This window comes from Christiangramia pacifica (genome assembly GCF_057221535.1).
Genome location: NZ_CM170146.1, coordinates 435,182 through 451,656, shown reverse-complemented (window position 1 = coordinate 451,656; position 16,475 = coordinate 435,182). Strand labels below are relative to the sequence as shown.

10 protein-coding genes are annotated in these 16,475 nt (G+C 40.3%); all 10 read left to right on the top strand.

Annotation, left to right across the window (positions count from 1 at the left end):
- Window positions 1-92 precede the first annotated feature (92 nt).
- The 10 genes from AC2S94_RS02055 to AC2S94_RS02010 all read left to right on the top strand — a co-directional run bounded on the left by AC2S94_RS02055 (window position 93) and on the right by AC2S94_RS02010 (window position 16,434).
- On the top strand, window positions 93-2,381 hold the full coding sequence (locus tag AC2S94_RS02055) for an NADP-dependent malic enzyme (protein WP_484629852.1): 2,289 nt from the start codon (window positions 93-95) through the stop codon (window positions 2,379-2,381).
- Window positions 2,382-2,471: 90 nt separating this feature from the next.
- Window positions 2,472-3,053, top strand: coding sequence for a Holliday junction branch migration protein RuvA (ruvA, locus tag AC2S94_RS02050; protein WP_484629851.1), 582 nt, complete (start codon window positions 2,472-2,474; stop codon window positions 3,051-3,053).
- Between the two features lie 5 nt (window positions 3,054-3,058).
- Entirely contained in the window at window positions 3,059-10,213 is a 7,155-nt protein-coding gene (gene sov / locus AC2S94_RS02045; protein ID WP_484629850.1) for a T9SS outer membrane translocon Sov/SprA, read from the top strand.
- A 61-nt stretch (window positions 10,214-10,274) separates the two neighbouring features.
- Window positions 10,275-10,655, top strand: a complete 381-nt coding sequence (gene gcvH / locus AC2S94_RS02040; RefSeq protein ID WP_484629849.1) for a glycine cleavage system protein GcvH — start codon at window positions 10,275-10,277, stop codon at window positions 10,653-10,655.
- Entirely contained in the window at window positions 10,645-11,043 is a 399-nt protein-coding gene (locus tag AC2S94_RS02035; protein ID WP_484629848.1) for a VanZ family protein, read from the top strand. Before gcvH ends, AC2S94_RS02035 begins: the two co-directional genes overlap by 11 nt.
- A gap of 33 nt (window positions 11,044-11,076) precedes the next feature.
- Window positions 11,077-11,793 (top strand): energy transducer TonB, encoded by a 717-nt coding sequence (locus AC2S94_RS02030; protein ID WP_484629847.1) that lies wholly within the window; start codon window positions 11,077-11,079, stop codon window positions 11,791-11,793.
- Window positions 11,794-11,905: 112 nt separating this feature from the next.
- Window positions 11,906-12,628, top strand: a complete 723-nt coding sequence (locus tag AC2S94_RS02025) for an energy transducer TonB (RefSeq protein ID WP_484629846.1) — start codon at window positions 11,906-11,908, stop codon at window positions 12,626-12,628.
- Window positions 12,629-12,750: 122 nt separating this feature from the next.
- On the top strand, window positions 12,751-14,871 hold the full coding sequence (locus AC2S94_RS02020) for a gliding motility protein RemB (RefSeq protein ID WP_484629845.1): 2,121 nt from the start codon (window positions 12,751-12,753) through the stop codon (window positions 14,869-14,871).
- A gap of 88 nt (window positions 14,872-14,959) precedes the next feature.
- Entirely contained in the window at window positions 14,960-15,862 is a 903-nt protein-coding gene (gene cyoE / locus AC2S94_RS02015; RefSeq protein ID WP_484629844.1) for a heme o synthase, read from the top strand.
- A complete protein-coding gene (locus AC2S94_RS02010; protein WP_484629843.1) occupies window positions 15,853-16,434 on the top strand; it encodes a cytochrome c oxidase subunit 3 in 582 nt (193 codons plus the stop codon). Before cyoE ends, AC2S94_RS02010 begins: the two co-directional genes overlap by 10 nt.
- Window positions 16,435-16,475: the final 41 nt, after the last annotated feature.

Below are 16,475 nucleotides of genomic sequence, written 5' to 3'. Positions count from 1 at the left end.
AATTTTGCCTTAACTAGGAAGCTTTTGCCTTTATTATTTTATTTAAGAAGGTAACCTTGTTAACTTTGCTTGTCAGCTGAAAAAAGATAATTATGAGTAACACTTCCAGGAAGAGAAGAGAGGCACTGGTTTACCACGCGAAACCGAAGCCAGGAAAAATTGAAGTTGTACCAACTAAGAAATACGCTACCCAGAGAGATCTTTCGCTGGCGTATTCTCCGGGAGTTGCTGAACCTTGCCTGGAGATAGAAAAGGATAAAGAGAACGCTTATAAATATACTACCAAAGGTAATCTCGTTGCCGTGATCTCCAATGGGACCGCAGTTCTGGGACTTGGTGATATTGGACCGGAGGCATCGAAGCCGGTGATGGAAGGAAAGGGACTGCTCTTTAAGATCTTTGCAGATATTGATGTTTTTGATATTGAAGTCGATACCAAAGACGTCGATAAATTCATTGAGACAGTTAAGAATATTGCCCCAACTTTTGGAGGTATCAACCTTGAAGATATCAAAGCTCCTGAAGCTTTTGAAATAGAACAGCGTCTGAAAGCTGAGCTGGATATACCTGTAATGCACGATGATCAGCATGGAACGGCTATAATTTCTGCCGCTGCCTTATTGAATGCGCTGGAACTTGCCAAAAAGAAGATCGAAAAGGTAAAGATCGTTATCAGTGGAGCCGGTGCTGCTGCGGTTTCATGTACTAAACTGTACAAAGCATTTGGTGCGAAGGCAGAAAATATTGTGATGCTGGATAGTAAAGGTGTGATTAGAAAAGACCGCTCGAATCTTTCCGAGGAAAAAGCTGAATTTGCTACTGCACGAAAAATAGACACCTTGGAAGAAGCTATGAAAAACGCTGATGTCTTCGTTGGACTTTCAATTGCGGATATCGTTTCTCCTGAAATGTTGAAAAGCATGGCCAAGCGTCCTATCGTATTTGCCATGGCTAATCCAAATCCGGAGATAGATTATCAACTGGCGATGGATACCAGGAAGGATATTATCATGGCTACCGGCCGAAGTGATCATCCTAATCAGGTTAACAATGTACTTGGGTTTCCTTTTATTTTCCGTGGAGCGCTTGATGTAAGGGCGACAAAGATCAACGAGGAAATGAAAAAAGCTGCGGTAAAAGCTCTTGCTGAACTTGCCAAAGAAGCGGTGCCGGAACAGGTGAATATCGCCTATGGTGAAACCCGCCTAAATTTCGGTGCAGATTATATTATTCCAAAACCATTTGATCCAAGACTGATCGCCAAGGTGCCACCTGCTGTAGCGAAAGCTGCGATGGAAAGTGGAGTTGCCAGGCAGGATATTCAGGATTGGCAACGTTACGAAGAAGAGTTGCTGGAAAGAATGGGGAATGAAAACAAAATTACCCGTTTGCTGCTTAACCGGGCAAAGACAAATCCAAAAAGAATTGTATTTGCTGAAGCAGATCACCTGGATGTGCTAAAAGCTGCCCAGATTGTTCGTGATGAAGGAATTGGAGTTCCAATTCTACTTGGTCGAAGAGAAGTGATCAAGGAATTGATGGCTGAGATAGATTTTGAAGAGGAAGAGGTGTTGATCATAGATCCAAAATCTGATGAAGAAGAAGAGCATAGGGTTGCTTATGCTCAAAAATATTGGGAGACAAGGCATAGAAATGGAGTTACGAAATACGACGCAGAAAAATTAATGCGTGAGCGTAATTATTTTGCGGCTATGATGGTGAATGAAGGTGATGCTGATGCATTGCTTTCAGGATATTCCCGTGCTTACCCAACGGTGGTAAAACCGATGCTTGAATTAATAGGAATGGCTAAAGGAGTTTCAAGGGTTGCTGCGACCAATGTAATGAACACTTCCAGAGGCCCTATTTTTATTAGTGATACCTCCATAAATATAGATCCTCCAGCAAAAGATCTGGCCAAGATTGCTCAAATGACCGCGCGTACTGTTCAGTTATTTGGTATGGAACCAGTAATTGCCATGATCTCTTACGCGAATTTTGGTTCGTCCAAAGATCCGAGAGCTAAGAAAGTAAAGGATGCAGTTTCGTATTTACATAGATTTCATCCAGAACTAAATGTAGATGGAGAATTACAGACAGATTTCGCTTTAAATCGTGAAATGCTGCAGAGTAAATTCCCATTTTCAAAGCTCGCCGGCAAGAAAGTAAATACTTTGATCTATCCGGACCTGGACTCGGCAAATAGCACTTATAAACTTATAAAAGAGTTGAATAATGTCGATTCTATTGGGCCAATCATGATGGGTATGAAGAAACCGGTACATATTTTACAGCTTGGAGCCAGTGTAGAAGAGATGGTGAATATGGCTGCGGTGGCAGTGGTAGACGCTCAGGAGAAGGAAAAGCGACTCAAAAAATAATCCACATAAACCCTCAAATCAAAAGGCAGAAAGTAGATTTCTGCCTTTAGTTTATTTTACTACATTTGAGATTGAACATAAGTTTTTTTCATGATCCATCATTTAAAAGGGCAATTAATTGAAAAAAATCCTACATATGTTGTAATTGAATGCAACGGGATTGGTTACACTGTAAATATTTCGCTCCACACCTTTTCATTAATTCCAGAGTCTGAAGCCGTGAGTTTATATACACATCTTCAGGTAAAGGAAGATTCTCATACTTTATACGGTTTTATTGAAAAATCAGAAAGAGAAATATTCAGGTTATTGATCTCAGTTTCGGGAGTAGGAACAAGTACCGCCAGGATGATGCTTTCATCGCTTCAACCCAGGGAAATTACTGAAGCCATCGCTTCCGGTGATGTACCAACAATACAAAGTGTGAAGGGGATTGGGGCAAAAACCGCCCAAAGAGTGATTCTGGATCTTAAAGACAAGGTTTTGAAAATTCTTGGTGATGATGAAGTTTTTGTGTCTCAAAGCAATACGAACAAGGAAGAAGCGTTATCTGCTTTAGAGATCTTAGGTTACAACAGACGCCAGGCTGGTAAAGTTGTAGAGAAGATACTTAAAGATGATCCTGACTCTACCGTAGAATCTATTATAAAACTGGCACTAAAAAAGCTGTAAGTAAATTGAGGAACAATTACCCGAAATTGTCTTTACCGGTACGCCTAACCTTCCTGATATTATTCGCATTTTCTTTAGATGCGGTAGCGCAGGACACACCTCAGGATACCACTAGCACCGGCTATGTGCTCGGTGATATCAGCCTTCCCGACCCTGAAAGTATAGAGGCAAAATATGAATATGACCCTATCCTTAACCGTTATTTCTACAAAGAAAGTTTAGGAAGGATCAACCTTGGTTTGCCGCTTGTTTTAACTCCGCAGGAATATGAAGACCTGGTGCTTCAGGAGGAAATGCGTAAATATTTCAAGCTCAAAAATGATGCCCTTTCCGGAAGAAAAGAAGGTGCAGAAGATATTCAGCGTGACCTGTTACCAGACTTCTATGTAAATAATAATTTTTTCGAAACCATTTTTGGTGGCTCTGAAATAAATATTGTCCCCCAGGGTTCGGTGGAACTCGATCTTGGGTTGCTTTACACTAAGCAGGATAATCCGGCATTTTCACCCAGAAACCAGCGAAATCTTTCCTTTGATTTTGACCAGAGAATAAGTCTCAGCATGTTGGGACAGATTGGCGAGAGACTTCAGGTTACTGCTAATTATGATACTGAATCTACTTTTGATTTTCAGAATCAGCTGAAGCTAGAGTATACTCCCAACGAAGATGATATTATTCAGAAAATAGAGGTTGGTAACGTAAACATGCCTTTGAATAATGCCTTAATTCAAGGAGCTCAAAGTCTATTTGGTTTCAAAACTGAATTACAATTCGGGAAAACGAGGATCACGGGTGTATTTTCTGAACAGAAATCGGAAAGAAGAACTGTAAATGTTGAAGGCGGTGCCACCGTTGAAGACTTTGAGAAATTCGCGCTGGATTACGATCAGGACAGGCATTTCTTTTTAGCACATTACTTCCGTGATACTTATGATGACGCCCTGAAGAATTACCCGTTTATCAACACCAATATTCAGATCAAAAGAATTCAGGTTTGGGTGACCAACCGTACAAATAATATCCAGAACATTCAGGATACCAGGAATATTGTGGCCATTCAGGATCTTGGGGAAACCAACGTTCCTGGAAATGTAGGTCTGGATAACCCGCCGGGAGGATTTTTTAATCAGCCGCCAGGTGCATTTCCAGATAACCGGGTAAATGATTTGAATCCCTTCGGAATTACTGGTGCAGGAGAATCTGTGCTTACACCTGCCATAAGAGATATTTCTACCGTAGATCAGGGTTTTGGTCCCATTACGGTTTCTGAAGGAACAGATTATGCAAAACTGGAAAATGCAAGGCAATTAAAGCCAAACGAGTATACGGTAAACACTCAATTGGGATATATTTCCCTGAATCAACGGCTGAGCAATGATGAAGTTTTGGGTGTGGCTTTTCAATATACTATCAACGGACAGGTTTACCAGGTTGGGGAATTTGCCAATGATGGGGTGAATGCTACCAATGAAGATACCGGCCAGCAACCTGATACCGGTACGAATCCTAGAGCGAGTCAGAATCTTGTGGTGAAAATGCTTAAAAGCACGATTACCAATGTGAACGAGCCTATCTGGGATTTAATGATGAAGAATATTTATAGTCTCGGAGCCTATCAATTGGAGCGCCAGGATTTCAGGATGAATATTCTTTATACAGATCCTCAGCCTCTAAACTATATCAAGCCTGTAGAAGGAACCACTTTGCCTGAAGATGTAACTCAAACTCCATTATTGCGTGTTTTCAGACTGGATCGATTAAATAGTAATAATGATCCAATAAATGGAGGAGATGGTTTTTTCGATTATGTACCTCAGATCACGATAGATCCTCAGAATGGAAATATAATATTTACCACTGTTGAACCTTTTGGTAGTCATTTATTCCGAAAGCTGGATGAAACTCCGAATAGTGGAACTGAAGATTACACTTTACCCGAAACCTGGAACGAGAATCAGCAGCGATACGTTTTCCGGGCAATGTACCGAACTACTAAAACACAGGCAGAACAGGAAGAGGCCGATAAAAATAAATTTCAGTTAAAGGGTAGATATAAGTCTGCCGAGGTAGAAGGAATTCCGATTGGTTTCAATCTTCCGCCGGGATCGGTTACGGTAACTGCCGGAGGAAGAATCCTTCAGGAAGGAGTGGATTATGTGGTGAATTATGAGCTCGGAAGGGTTCAGATCCTTGATGAAGCTCTTCTCGCTTCTGATATCCCGATCCAGGTAAATACTGAAAACAACGCACTATTCGGTCAGCAAACCAAGCGATTCACAGGTTTGAATGTGGAACATCAGTTCAACGAGAACTTTTTGATTGGAGGTACTTTTATAAACCTGAAAGAGCGTCCGCTTACTCAGAAAGCAAACTATAGCTACGAGCCGATCAATAATACCATTCTAGGGCTAAATCTTAATTATAGCACAGAAGTTCCTTTTCTTACCAGGCTGGTGAACAAACTTCCAAATATTGATACCGATGTAAAATCGAATGTTTCGGTTAGGGGTGAATTTGCATATCTTCTTCCGGGATCACCGGCATCCAACGATTTTGACGGAAAAGCGACAACTTATATTGACGATTTTGAAGCGGCACAGACTTCCATAGATATCAATAACCCGTTAAGCTGGGAGCTTTCCAGTGTGCCCATTGGTTTTGGCGGAGAATTGGCCAACGGTGATCTTTCCGTAGGTTATAAAAGAGGGAAATTGGCCTGGTATACCATAGACCCGATTTTTTACAGTAACCGAAGACCTGACGGGATCAGTGATTCAGATATTTCAACTTATGCTGCTAGAAGAGTTGCTTTAAGTGAGATCTTCCCGAATACCGATGTAGTTCAGGGGCAGCCACAGGTGGTTTACACTATGGACCTTGCCTACGATCCTACTGAACGTGGCCCTTATAACTATAATCCTGCTGCCTCAGGCACTAATAATCTTCCAAATCCAGGAGGAAACTTCGGTGGGATCATGCGTGCCATCAACACCACAAATTTTGAACAGTCTAATGTGGAATATATTCAGTTCTGGGTAATGGACCCATATATCTATTCTGAGAATTCAGGAAATTCACGCGGAACGATCAATTTTAACTTAGGAAATATTTCGGAAGATGTTCTGAAAGATGGAAGAAAGCAATATGAGAATGGTTTGCCCGAAGGAGAGGGCGACGCGAATACCATCACCACAAATTTTGGAGAAGTCCCGGCTGATAATTCTCTGGTATATGCGTTTGATACGGAAGGTGATGCCAGAACTCTTCAGGATGCAGGTTATGACGGGATACTGGATGCTGCAGAGGGATTAAAGTTTCCTGATTTTGCCGGACTTCCCGATCCATCTGCAGATAATTATGAATATTTTCTGAATACTGAAGGAAGTATCCTCCAGCGATATAGAAATTACAACGGGACTGAAGGAAACTCGCCAACACAGGTAACCGATACCGATCGTGGGAATACCACTTTACCAACTACTGAAGATATAAATCGTGACAACACGATGAATACCATCAATAGTTATTTTGAATATGAGATCCCATTTTTCCAGGGAATGAATATCGATAACAACCAGTATATCACCGATGTTAAGGAGCTGGATGTTACACTGAGAAATGGACAGGAATTACCAGTTAGATGGTTACAATTCAAGATCCCCATTTTTGAACCAACTGAAGCGGTGGGAGGAATTGCAGATTTTAGATCTATCCGGTTTATTAGAATGTTCCTTTCAGATTTCCAGCAGGAAACGATTTTGAGATTTGGGACTATGGACCTGGTTAGAGGCGATTACAGGCGTTATAATCAAAGTCTGTTTGAAGACCAAAGCCAGATTGAAAACCCAAATACGCTTTTCGAGGTGAACGCAGTTAATATCGAAGAGAACGAAAACAGGCTGCCTATTCCTTATGTGTTGCCACCCGGAGTTCAGAGAGAAGAATTATACCAGAGCAATTCCAATATCAGACAGAATGAGCAGTCCCTTTCTTTGAGGACTTGTGATCTTCAGCCGCAGGATGCCAGAGCCGTTTATAAGAATTTCCAGATCGATATGCGTCAGTATAAGAATTTGGAAATGTTTCTGCATGCTGAATCTCTGGTGAACAGAGCGCCTTTAAAAGATGGTCAGCTAGTTGCGTTTGTTAGAATGGGAACCGATTTTACAGATAACTTCTACCAGATCGAAATTCCGCTTTCGCCAACGCTTTTTGGGGCATCAACTCCAGAAGAGATCTGGCCAGAAATAAACAGGCTAAACCTGGAACTTGATCTTCTTCAGCAGATAAAAACTGCAGTTTTGGGTGATCCATCCTTAACTTCTACAGATCTTAATTTCTTTACCGAAGAATTGCTTTCGGTAGATGCTGAAGCGGCTTATGATATGGGACAGCTAAGACTGGGAGTAAAGGGTAATCCTAGTTTTGGAAATATTAGATTATTAATGGTAGGGGTGAAGAACGGGACCAACAAAGAGGGCGTGACCGATCTTTGTGGTGAAGTTTGGTTCAATGAGCTAAGGCTATCAGACTTAAAGAATGAAGGCGGTTGGGCCGGAGTTGTTAGCATGGACAGTAATCTGGCAGATTTCGCGAATGTTTCAGCTACCGGAAGAAGAAGTACAGTTGGTTTTGGAAGTCTTGAACAAGGACCAAATCAGCGTAGCAGGGAAGACCTGCAACAATACGATTTTGTGACCAACGTGAATATGGGACAATTGCTTCCGAAGAAATGGGGAATTAAAGTTCCGGTGAATTACAGCAGAGGAGAGGAGCTAATCACGCCAAAATATGATCAGGAATTTTTGGATGTGGAACTGGATACCAGGCTGGCAAATATCCAGGATCCAGAAGAAAGAGATCGGGTTGAAAAGCAATCTCAGTCTTACACTAAACGAGAAAGTGTTAATGTGATCGGGTTAAGAAAGGAAAGGGTTGGTGAAAAAACACCAATGCCTTATGATGTAGAGAACTTTGCCTTTTCAACCTCTTACAATCAGGTGAATCATCGTGATTTTGAAGTTGAAGAGAGTGTAGATAAGAGTGTGCGTGTTGGAGGGACCTATGAATACAACTTCCCAGAAAAAACAATCGAGCCTTTAAAGAATATCGCTGTTCTGGATAGCAGTGATTATTTTGCTATTTTCAGAGATTTCAATATCAATTATCTGCCAACAAATATTAATGCGAGTTCCAATATTTTTAGGCAGTATAATGAGCAAAGATTCAGATCGCTGGAATTGGGCGCAGATGATATTCAAATCCCGACCCTTTATCAGAGAAATTATTTATTTGACTGGCAGTATGGAGTAAATTACAATCTAACCAGATCTTTGAATTTCTCGTTTAACGCCAGTAATAACCGTATTATCAGGAACTATATAGACGAGGAAGGTTTTGCAGATAACAGTATAGGTCTTTGGGACGATTTCTTCAATATTGGAGAGCCAAACCTGCATTATCAAAGCCTCCAGGTAAATTACCAGCTGCCATTTGATAAGATCCCTGTACTGCGATTTGTAAATGCTACCTATTCGTATACCGGAGATTTCCAATGGCAAAGAGGTTCCAGGGTATTCCAGCAACTAGAAGGGGTGCCAGATATTGGTAATAGCGTTCAGAACTCCAACACGCACCAGATCAACGCAAATTTGAACATGCAGGATCTTTATAATTATTTCGGTCTTGTAGAAAAGAAGAATGAGAGTGCGGCAAAAACCATCCAGGAAAGAAGTCGGGGAGTACCAACATTGGGACCTCCGGGCGAGGAAGCCGAAGAAGCAGCGCCAAAGCCAAAATCCAAGTCTAACAAAGGTTACAACACTTTCATTAGCGTGGTGACCGGTATAAAAACCTTTCAGGTAAATTATCGAAACAGTCGTGGTATTTTTCTTCCGGGTTACACTGAGAGCATTGGTTTTATGGGTACTTTCAGACCTACTGCCGGATTTACCTTCGGACTTCAGGATGATATCAGATATCTGGCTGCGGAAAGAGGCTGGTTAACGCTTTTCCAGAATTTCAACCAGCAGTATACCGCGCTTAAAAATGAACAATTAGATTACCAGGCAGGACTAGGATTTTTACCGGATTTGACTATTGAGCTAACCGGTAGAAAAAATTATTCAGAGAACTATTCAGAAAATTACAAGGTAGATCCGAATACTCTGGAATATCAGTCGCTCACACCTTATACTTTTGGGAACCTAAATATTTCCACGATTCTTATTAAAACAGCTTTCAATAATTCCACGGAAACCAGCTCAGATATTTTTCAGCAATTCAGAGATAACCGACTTGAAGTTGCGCAGAGGCTAGCGCGTGAGAGAGGGCTTGATCCAACAGATGTAGATGAAGATGGCTTTCCTAGAGGAATTGGTAAAACGAACCAGGCAGTATTACTTCCGGCTTTCGTGGCTGCGTATTCTGGTCAGGATGCTGGAAGTGTGAAATTAGGCGCCTTAAGGAGTTTTCCGCTGCCAAACTGGAATTTGAAATATACCGGTTTGATGAGGTTGGAATGGTTCCGAGATAAATTCAGGAGGTTTTCTTTAAATCATGGGTATAGGTCTGATTATACATTGAACCAGTTCCAAACAAATCTTGATTACGATCCTGCCAATCCCCAGGAAGTAAATCAGGCTGGGGACTTTAAGAATCCTATCTTGTTTTCAAACCTTGTATTGACCGAACTATTCACGCCTTTGGCGAGGCTGGATTTTGAAACCAAGGGCAATATCCAGATCCTGGCTGAAATGGAAAAAGATCGTTCCCTGGCTTTCAGTTTTGATAATAATCTGCTAACGGAATACAGCGGAAATGAATATACTCTTGGATTGGGATACAGGATCAAAGATTTGAAGATCGCCACAGCTCTGGGTGGTACCAGAAGGGTTTTAAGTAGTGATTTGAACTTCAGGGCTGATGTTTCCTATAGAAAGAACAGGACCATTATAAGATATCTGGACCTGGCCAACGCGCAAACAATTTCCGGTCAGGATATCTGGTCTATCAATTTCAAGGCAGATTATGCCTTTACCAGAAACCTTACGGCAAGGTTCTACTACGATCATACATTTTCAGAATATGCTGTTTCTACGGCCTTTCCGCAAACTACGATCAGGTCCGGATTTACGCTTATATATAATTTCGGAAATTAACGAAGGCATATTTGAAGAATTCGGCTAAAAAACTAACTTTGCGATCTTATAAAACTATACTATGAATATTCCACAAGAATTAAAGTACACTAAAGACCACGAGTGGGTTAAGATTGATGGCGACACCGCAATTATTGGAGTTACAGATTTTGCCCAGGGAGAGCTTGGGGATATCGTTTATGTTGAGGTTGAAACATTAGACGAGACTCTTGAAAAAGAAGAGGTTTTCGGTACAGTTGAAGCTGTAAAAACGGTTTCAGATCTATACATGCCGGTTTCAGGTGAGATCATTGAATTTAATGACAGCCTTGAAGATGAGCCGGAAAAAGTAAATGAAGATCCTTATGGGGAAGGATGGATGATTAAAATCAAACTTTCCGACACTTCAGAATTAGATGATCTTTTATCTGCTGATGAATACAAGGAAGTAATTGGTAGCTAAAATAATTTTTGTAGCCGCGCTTCTCTACACCAGTGCCATTACCTATTTTTCTCTTATTGTAATGGACTTCAAGGTAAGTGTAGGCGGGTTTGATCCAACAGACAAAATGCTCCACGCCGGAGCATATTTGTTTTTAGCCTTCTTGTGGAAGCTATTTTTTCTTTTTAAAAATCCAGATTTTAAGCGGTATACCTCCAATTTATGGTGGGTAGCACTAGCTTGTTTCATATTTGGTATGTTAATTGAGGTTTTGCAAGGAACCCTAACCAGTTACAGGACACCCGATTGGTGGGATGCTCTGGCAAATTCAACTGGTATTTTACTTGCTGTTTTCTTTTTTATAGTCATGGCGCCGACGGTAAAAAAGGTGAAGCAGAAAGTAGCCTAGCTAAATTATAACCTTTATTAACTAAACTGTTTTATGAAACCTAAGAAAAACCCGAAAGCCGACCTTCGTCGGAGATGGGTCCTGTTTCTCCAAATAGGGCTTATCCTAGTACTTTTTTTGACCCTTCAGGCATTTCAGTGGAAAACTTATGATGAGAAATCTTATGTAGACCCTGTTATTAACATCGATGATGTTGAAGAAGAAACGCCGCCCGTAGTAATTGTGCCGGAAAATACTCCACCACCGCCTCCTAAAACGGTCGTGGATGTAATTGAAGAAATACCGAATGACTCAGATATAGAGGAAGATCTGGTAAAACCTACAGAAATTGACCTGGATGATATTTTAGAGCCTTCTGAAATCGAAGAACCAGATGAGCCTGAAGAACCGGTAAATGTTCCTTTCGATTTTATTGAAGATGTTCCTATTTTCCCAGGATGCGAAAATTTGAAAGATAACTCTGAACGTAAATCCTGCATGAGTTCAAAAATCAGTAAATTTGTAAATAAGGAGTTTGATACGGGATTAGGTAGCGAGTTAGGGCTTACTGGAACAAATCTTGTGTTTGTTATGTTTGTAGTCAACACCGAAGGAAAAGTTGAGCAGATTCAAACCAGAGCTCCACATCCTGAACTCGAAAAAGAGGCTCGCAGAGTAATTAGAGAATTGCCTGTCATGGAGCCTGGTAAACAACGAGGTAAGCCTGTTCCGGTTTCTTATACGATTCCAATCAGGTTTAAAGTTCAGTAATGAAAATGAACGGTTTGTGAATTAACCGAAGTTTTGTTACTTATTATCCCAGATAAATTTAGTTTTTTAGAAAAAATCTTTATTTTAGCAACCCTTAACAATATAACGCATTATGGAACCTAAGAAAAATCCAAAGGCTGATTTAAACAGGAATAGAACTCTTTATCTGCAGCTGGGTCTTATTGTTGTACTGCTAATTACTTGGCAGGCAATAGAGTGGAAGACTTATGACCCTGAAAATATAGATATAGGACAGGTAAATATGGACGCCCTTGAAGAAGAGGATGTGCCAATTACTGAAATGCAGAATACACCACCACCACCTCCACCACCACCACCGGCACCGGAAATTATCGAGGTAGTGGAAGATGAGGAAGATGTTGAGGAAGATGAAATTGAATCTACCGAAACCAATCTTGATGAGATCGTTGAAGTGGAAGAAGTTGTTGAGGCTCCTGTAGAGGAAGAAGTAGAAGATGTGCCTTTCGCGGTTATTGAAGATGTGCCAATTTTCCCAGGTTGTGAAAACTTAAGTAACAACAATGAGCGTAAGCAATGTATGAGTGAAAAGATCAGTAGATATGTAAACAAAGAGTTTGATACAGATCTTGGAGCAGAACTTGGACTTAGCGGAATTAACCGTGTTATTGTTCAGTTTAGAATTGATGAAAAAGGAAATATCGGTCAGGTAAGAGCTCGTGCTCCGCACCCTAGACTTGAGCAGGAAGCTGCGAGAGTGATCAACAGTTTGCCTAAAATGAAACCAGGTAAGCAACGTGGTAAACCGGTAGGTGTTATGTACTCACTTCCAATTGCATTTAAAGTTCAGGACTAAATTACTATTGATATACAAGTTTAAAATCCCGGCAAACGCCGGGATTTTTTGTTTTATACAAAATCCCTTTTGGAAAAAATGTATATTACACCCGTAAATCATTAAACATAGGTCCCCGGCATATGAAGTATATCTTACTTCTTCCATTTGTTTTATTAAGTCTTCAACTCAGCGCGCAAGATGTAAATCTATCTTCTGAAATTTATCCGGAATTTGAAGAATGTGCAAACATAGATTATGCAAACCAGGAAACATGTTTCAATCAAACCTTGGTGAATTTCATTAAAGCTAATTTCCAAGTTCCTGAAATTGTACAGACTGAAAATTACAAAGGTCAGCTCACCATAATTTTTGAAGTTGATGAGTCAGGCGAATTTCAGCTCATTTATATGGATGCTGCCTATGATGAACTGAAGGAAGAAACGAAACGAGTGTTTGAAGCTCTCCCCGATGTTAAACCGGCCACTTACAACGGGAGGCCAATTCATATGCAGTTCAAGATGCCTCTGAAGATACCTCTGCAGAATAATGTTCTTTTAGAGCCAGTTGATGAGGATGATGAAATTGAACTGAAAGTTGAAAATGATCAATTGATTACAGAAGAAGAATCAAATGCGCTTTCAGAATATGAAAGAATTAAGTCTGATGAATTTACGAGTCCGCGTTATACCAGTCAGATAAATATCCCGCTTTCCCATGAATTTTATAGTCGTTTTGATGCCGCCTTCAATGAAGTTGGAACGAATACACATTCGGCTTCAAAACCTTTGATGTTTGCAGAGGTGAATCCTTATTATGATTTTAAATCTCACCGGGATGAGTTACTTCAGGATAGAAATACGCTTGCGGGAAGAAAACTATGGAATGAGCATTTAATCAGGTTTCAGACCGATGACTACTGGTTTACCTTGGATCCTGGTTTCGATCTTCAGATAGGAAAGGATTTTGAACAAACCGAACATGATTTCACATATAATAATTCCAGGGAGTTGATCATCCAGGGAGGACTTGGGAAAAAGTTCAATTTCTATTCCGTCATTTATGAGAACCAGGGAAGGTTTGCGCAGTATTATAATAATTATGCGGAATCCATTAGACCGGCAGGAGGAGACCCGGCCATTGTTCCGGGAAGAGGAATTGCCAAAACTTTTATGGATGATGGTTATGATTATCCTGTGGCTGAAGGTTATTTATCATTTACACCATCAGATTTTATAAATATCCAGTTTGGTCATGGGAATAATTTTATTGGAGACGGATATAGATCATTGCTTTTGAGCGATAATCCAACACCATATCCTTATCTGAAACTGAATACGAAATTCTGGAAAATAAAATACACGAACACCTGGATGTCTTTACGAGATGTTCGACCTGAGGTGGTGAATAGCGGTTCTTTCAGAACCAAGTATATTGCTAATCATTACCTTAGTTTGAATGTGACCAAAAGGTTGAATCTTGGTTTCTTTGAGTCGGTAATGTGGGAAAACGATAATGATCGAGGTTTCGACCTTAATTATCTGAATCCGGTTATTTTTTACCGTGCTATTGAATTTGCCACGGGTGCAGATGGCGGTAATGCCATTATTGGATTGACCGGGAAATATAAATTTTCGAACCAGATGTATGCTTACGGGCAGTGGCTGATCGATGAATTTTCTTCAGCAGATGTTTTTGGTGGTGATGGAAGCTGGAAAAATAAACTGGGCTTTCAGGCAGGTTTTAAATATTTCAGTGCTTTTGGAGTCGATGATCTTTACCTGCAGGCAGAATATAACCAGGTACGACCTTATACTTATTCACATAATTCCATAACATTAAATTACGGGCATAATAACCAGTCTATGGCGCATCTCTGGGGAGCGAACTTCAGGGAAATTATTGGGATAGCGCGTTATAGAAAAGACCGTTGGTATGGTTCAGCCAAATTTATCTATGGTAAAAGAGGTTTTGATTTTTCAGAAAACGGAGATTATTACGGGCAGGATATTTATAGAACTGAAGTTGACCGACCATTTGATTCTGGGGTAAGGATTGGCCAGGGGAATACTACGAACTCATTCTATTCTGAACTTGAAGCAGGTTACGTCGTGAATCCAACCACAAATTTAAAATTGTTCGCCAGCTTTATATATCGTGATTTTAATCCGCAGGCAAAGACAGTAACCAATTTTGAAAACTCTACCACCTGGATCAATTTTGGACTAAGAACCGATATTTTTAACTGGTACTTTGATTATTAAGGATTTTCATGCCTGAAAATTAACACATTGCCTTCCTTGCTAAAACCTAATTAAGGAGTATCTTTGCGCCAGTTAAAAAAAAGCTTTTTTGAGCAACACTCGCGTACATAATCCTAACGCTTCCATTCTATCAGATTTTAAGGAAATAACCAAGATGAGACTTGCTATCAGCGTAGTTTTTTCTTCGGTTGCCGGATACTTCCTGGGAGCAGATAATATAGATTTTGTCGTTGTTACTTTGCTTGCCATTGGTGGATATCTTATGGTTGGTGCTTCTAATGCATATAACCAGATCATCGAAAGGAACCTTGATGCGTTGATGGATAGAACCAAAAACAGGCCATTACCGGCTGGTAGGATGACTGTTCCAGTTGCTTTTAGCATTGCCAGTATATTTACTGTTTTAGGCTTGATAGTGCTTTATGTTATCAATCCAAAAACTGCCATGTTTGGGGCTATAAGTATATTTCTATATGTAAGTATTTATACTCCGCTTAAGACAAAAACACCACTTTCTGTGTTTGTAGGAGCTTTCCCGGGAGCAATTCCGTTTATGTTAGGTTGGGTTGCGGCATCAGGTAGTTTCAGTATTGAGCCGGGAACTTTATTCATGATCCAGTTTTTTTGGCAATTTCCGCATTTTTGGGCGATAGGATGGTGGTTGTTTGATGATTATAAAAAAGGAGGTTTCTTTATGTTACCTACCGGAAAGCGTGACCGTGGGACAGCTGTTCAAATTATCCTATATACCTGCTGGACGATCTTGGTTTCATTGATCCCGGTATTTGGGGTAACGGGTAAGCTGATGCTCTCTCCGGTTTCAGGAATAATTATTTTCCTGCTAGGAATGGGAATGCTTTATTACGCGATCAAATTATATAAAGAAAAAACTGCGGAAGCAGCTAAAAAATTAATGTTTGCGAGTGTGTCTTATATCACGCTGCTGCAAATTGTATACGTATTGGATAAATTTATTAGACAATGGATTTAACTCAGGGATCTGAAGAAAAGAAGCACGGCCGGGCGAAAAAAATGATGCTCTGGTTCGGGATTATTAGTATGGTGATGACCTTTGCCGGTCTTACCAGTGCCTATGTGGTAAGTAAGAACAGGCCAGACTGGCTTACAGATTTTGAACTGCCGATCTCATTTTTATGGAGCACGCTGGTGATCATAGGAAGTAGCCTTACTCTTATTTTGAGTAAAAGGATGATTAAGTCTGGTAACAGGAAAAATGCCAGTGCGTTTCTAATAGGGACTTTGATCTTGGCAATCCTATTCGTGGTATTTCAATTTTACAGCTTTTCGGAGATCATTCAGGAAGGATATTATTTTACAGGTAGTGAAAGTTCCATTACAACTTCTTTCATCTATGTGCTTGTTTTAGCGCATCTTGCTCACCTGGCAATAGGAATAATAGTGCTTTTGGTCTTAATTTATAACCATTTTAAACAACGCTATAAAGCAGGACAAATGCTTGGATTTGAGCTAGGTGCGACTTTCTGGCATTTCGTTGACCTGCTGTGGCTTTACTTGATTTTCTTTTTATATTTCTTTAGATAATAAAATTGCGTATTTTTGCGCATCCTTTAACATTAAACTAC